Origin of the sequence: Bradyrhizobium sp. NAS96.2, assembly GCF_001908235.1 — a bacterium.
Taxonomy (GTDB): domain Bacteria; phylum Pseudomonadota; class Alphaproteobacteria; order Rhizobiales; family Xanthobacteraceae; genus Bradyrhizobium.
The window spans coordinates 1-3,660 of sequence record NZ_LGHK01000280.1 but is presented as its reverse complement, the minus strand read 5'-3'; the positions used below and the strand labels follow the sequence as shown (position 1 = coordinate 3,660).

Genomic DNA, 3,660 nt, shown 5'->3' with positions numbered 1-3,660 from the left:
TCCGCCGCGTGCGCGGCTCCGCGTCGCACAGCAAACGGCGCAGACAGCACCACGATGACCGGATATTGTCAGCCATCAGCCCGGTCCAATATGTCAGGCATCAACCCGGTCGGACAGGAGAGAGCCCCCCACCCTCGCCCTCCCCCGCAAGCGGGAGAGGGAATGCACTTCCGTCGCGGTCACCGCTCGGGCGATCCGAGCAAGTCGAATGTCAAGCAGACTGCGCGGCCGCGACCTGCACCGCGCCCAGCATGCCGGTCCGTTCGTGACAGCCGAGATATTCGAAGAACTGCTCGTCGGCGGCCGCCACCGTGACCTCGTGGTACAGCCTGAGCTTCGCTGACGGCCCCAAGGTCGACAGATACTTCATCGCCGCGCCGAAGATCCGGACATGGGTCGGATGCGATTCCGCCCACCGCTCCAGCGCCGCGAGGCTTTTCCACCAGCTCTGCCCATAGGACTTTTCCATCACTCTTCCATCGGCATCGACGACGCGCATGTATCGGTTGGCGTAGCAACCGATCGGCACGCCGTCGTCGCGCAGGAAATCCATGCCCTCGCGCAGCACCGGCTCGACATCGTCGAGATACATCTTGCGCTCCGACGCCTCGGTGTCGCTCCAGTCCTGACCGGAGCGGATCAAGCAGAGATTGTCATGCGCGACCACACGGATGCGTGCGCCGTCGCGGATGACGCGCGGCTCGCCGCCCGGCGTCATCGCATCGGTCTGTGACAGCGGGATGCGGTCGCGCATGCCGCCCCAATAGGCGTGCTCCTGCACCTCGCCGCTCATGCCGTCGGCCAGCACCGCGACGCCCTCCGGCCGGCCGAGCGAGGAGAACAGCGTCTCGTAGCGCGCAACATGCGGCCGCAGCACCTCGATGAAACGGCCGATGCCATCACTGGCGCTGCTGCCGGTCCAGGCCTCGCGCGCACCGCCGAACCAGGCGTCGAAGCGCCCGGCATCATCCCAATAGGCGACCGAGACGACATTGGTGAAGCCGGCCTGGTCGACATATTGCGCGCGGTCCCAGTGCGTCGGGCCGTACTCGCCGGCAAAGCGTTTTGCGATCTGCGCCAGCGCCCCGGTCGCGGCGGCAGTCGGCTCGCCGCGAAACTGCACGCCGAAATAGGCCATGATCACGCTTGCGACCGCGGGCTTGTGGCGCGCGACGAAGGACGGATAAGGCGGCGCATAGTCGTCAGGCACGCGACGATGACGCGAGCGCGCTGTCTGCAAATGAGGAGGAATCGCGGATTCCATGGCAGTCACCTCCGGTTGGATGTTGCCCTGATGCGTTCAGCTCGCAGCCGCGTCGATCTCCTCGAAGCTGTCGAGCGGCAGCGCGAAATGCTCGACGCGCTTCGAGGGCTTCTTGTTCAACAGCAGTCGCGTAACATCAGGCCGCGAATAGTGCCCGGCCGGATCGGCGGCGTTCTTGGCGATCCCGATCGCGCCGAGATCGATATCGGCGAGCAGCAGGCCTTCCTGATCGGGCGGCAGCTTCTCGGCGATCGAACTGCCGTCGGGCCCGTAGATCGCGGCGTGCCCGCCGCCGACATGCAGCAGCGCGTGCTTGTCGTCGCGGTCGCACATCTCGTCGATCATCGCCTGCGAGACCGTGGCGCACGGCGCCAGCACGAAGCACGAGCCCTCGACGGCATAGACGCGCGAGGCCGCGTTGTTGACCTCCCAGCCCAGCGCCGGCGCGAACGGATCGTACAGCGAGAAGCTCGGCCAGGCCGCGACATGCACCTGCTCGTTCTGGGCATACATCGCGTATTTCGACAGCGGCTGCAGATGCTCCCAGCAGCACAGCGCGCCGAGGCGGCCGATGCCGGGGCAGTCATGCACCGCAAGGTCGCTGCCGTCGCCTTCGCCATAGACGGTGCGCTCGGCATGGGTCGGCCGCAGCTTGCGCCGCTTCGCGATGGTCTCGCCATCGGGTCCGATCAGCCATTGCGCGAGATAGAGGCTGCCGCCCTCGCGCTCGGACAGGCCGAGCACCGCGGTCATGCCGGCCTTCTTCACCGCAAGGCGCAGCTGCTCGGCCTGCGGGCTGTCATAGCTCAGCGAGTTGTCGAAATAGCGCTGCACGAAACCGCGCCCGATCGCCCAGGCCGGCGAGTCCAGCCAGATGTACCAGGGATAGCCGGGGATGAACGCCTCGGGGAACGCGATCAGCTTTGCCCCCTTGGCGGCGGCCTCCTCGATCAGCGCGATGGACTTGGCGATAGACGCGTCGAGATCCAGCCAGGCTGGCGCTGCCTGCACCACCGCAACGCGATATTTCGGATGTTCGATGCCCATGATGTCCTCCTCGCAGCCGGCCGCTGCGGCCGGTTCGTGCTTGATCGGCCGCAGCCGCTTCTGACATCATGGTGCCGCGGAACCGGGACCGCCGTTCGACCAGGACGGAAGGAAAATTCGACTGCGGAGGAGATTCCCCCAGCCACCCTCGGTACGGAGCTTGCTTGTTTGCGTGGCCAGCGTTTGCACTCGTGAAGGGAGGAAATCATGCCGGCCCTGTTCACTACGGACAACGCGCCCACGCATCGGCGCCTCGCGCTCTGGCAGGACATCGTCTGCGACGTGTTCGTGCAGCTGGATTGCAAGTCCGACCTCGGCTCTGCTTTCCACGGCGCCATCACCAGCACGCAGCTGGGTCCGGCGAAGTGCTCGGTCGTATCGTCGAGCCGGCAGCGCGTGCTGCGCACACCGTCGCGGATCGCGCGCGCCAGCGAGGACTTCGTTCTGTTCGCGCTCGGCCGCAGCGGCTCGGGCGGCGTGGTGCAGGACGGCCGCGAGACCGTGATCCAGCCCGGCGAGTTCGCGTTCTACGACACGACGCGGCCCTATGAACTGCGCTTCAACGACGACTTCACGCAGACCATCTTCCAGGTGCCGCGCGCAATGTTGCACCGGCGCTTTGCCGGCACCCAGGGTCTGACGGCGACGACGTTCACGTCCGATCGCCCGGTGCAGCGGCTCGCCTGGCAGTTCATCTCGGGACTGGCCGATATCGCCGACAGGCTCGATCCGGACAATGCGATCCGCCTCGCCGATCAAGCCGCGGACCTGCTCGCGATGGCGATCAGCGAGCGCATCGGCGGCGCCGCACTGCCGGCCTCGACCCACCGCTCCGCCCTGCTCTACCGGCTGAAGGCGCACGTCCTCGCGCATCTGCCGAACCCCGAGCTTGGCCTCACAGAGACCGCAGCAGCGCTCGGCATCTCGCCGCGCTATGTCAACAGCCTGCTCGCCGATGAGGACACCTCGTTCCAGCGCTTCGTGCTGGCAGAGCGGCTGGAGCGCTGCAAGCGCGACCTCGCCTCGCCGGCACATGCGCATCGCCACATCAGCGAGGTCGCGTTCGCCTGGGGCTTCAACGATCTCTCGCATTTCGGCCGCGTGTTCCGCGATCACTACGGCCTGTCGCCGCGCGAGTGGCGGCAAAGCCGGCTGCCGAACTGACGAGTACCGCTTCATCCGACAAGTTGATGGCGAGCACGATGAGCAAGCGCGGGTCTTTTACCGCAATATTCTTTCTTGCGTGTGTTGCAGCCCTAGACCGTTGCCCGTAACGGTCGTGCCCATACCCATCCTGGATACCTCGTTAGCGCGATCGGGGCGACCGTCGATTGGCGTTCGGCTGGGCA

3 protein-coding genes are annotated in these 3,660 nt (G+C 66.4%); 1 reads left to right on the top strand and 2 read right to left on the bottom strand.

The features are described from left to right. Window positions 1-211 precede the first annotated feature (211 nt). Window positions 212-1,264 carry a phenylacetaldoxime dehydratase family protein gene (locus AC628_RS39410; RefSeq protein ID WP_074132069.1) on the bottom strand — a complete coding sequence of 351 codons (1,053 nt, stop codon included), beginning with the start codon at window positions 1,262-1,264 and terminating at the stop codon, window positions 212-214. A gap of 36 nt (window positions 1,265-1,300) precedes the next feature. Then, window positions 1,301-2,311 carry a carbon-nitrogen hydrolase family protein gene (locus tag AC628_RS39405; protein WP_074132068.1) on the bottom strand — a complete coding sequence of 337 codons (1,011 nt, stop codon included), beginning with the start codon at window positions 2,309-2,311 and terminating at the stop codon, window positions 1,301-1,303. A 207-nt stretch (window positions 2,312-2,518) separates the two neighbouring features. Between AC628_RS39405 and AC628_RS39400 the strand changes: the two genes are divergently transcribed. After that, complete coding sequence (locus AC628_RS39400; RefSeq protein WP_074132066.1) at window positions 2,519-3,475, top strand: AraC-like ligand-binding domain-containing protein; 957 nt, start codon at window positions 2,519-2,521, stop codon at window positions 3,473-3,475. Window positions 3,476-3,660: the final 185 nt, after the last annotated feature.

Coding starts and splice junctions, on each gene's coding strand:
- AC628_RS39400 (WP_074132066.1), top strand. CDS start 2,519: ATGCCGGCCCTGTTCACTACGGACAACGCGCCCACGCATCGGCGCCTC.
- AC628_RS39410 (WP_074132069.1), bottom strand. CDS start 1,264: ATGGAATCCGCGATTCCTCCTCATTTGCAGACAGCGCGCTCGCGTCAT.
- AC628_RS39405 (WP_074132068.1), bottom strand. CDS start 2,311: ATGGGCATCGAACATCCGAAATATCGCGTTGCGGTGGTGCAGGCAGCG.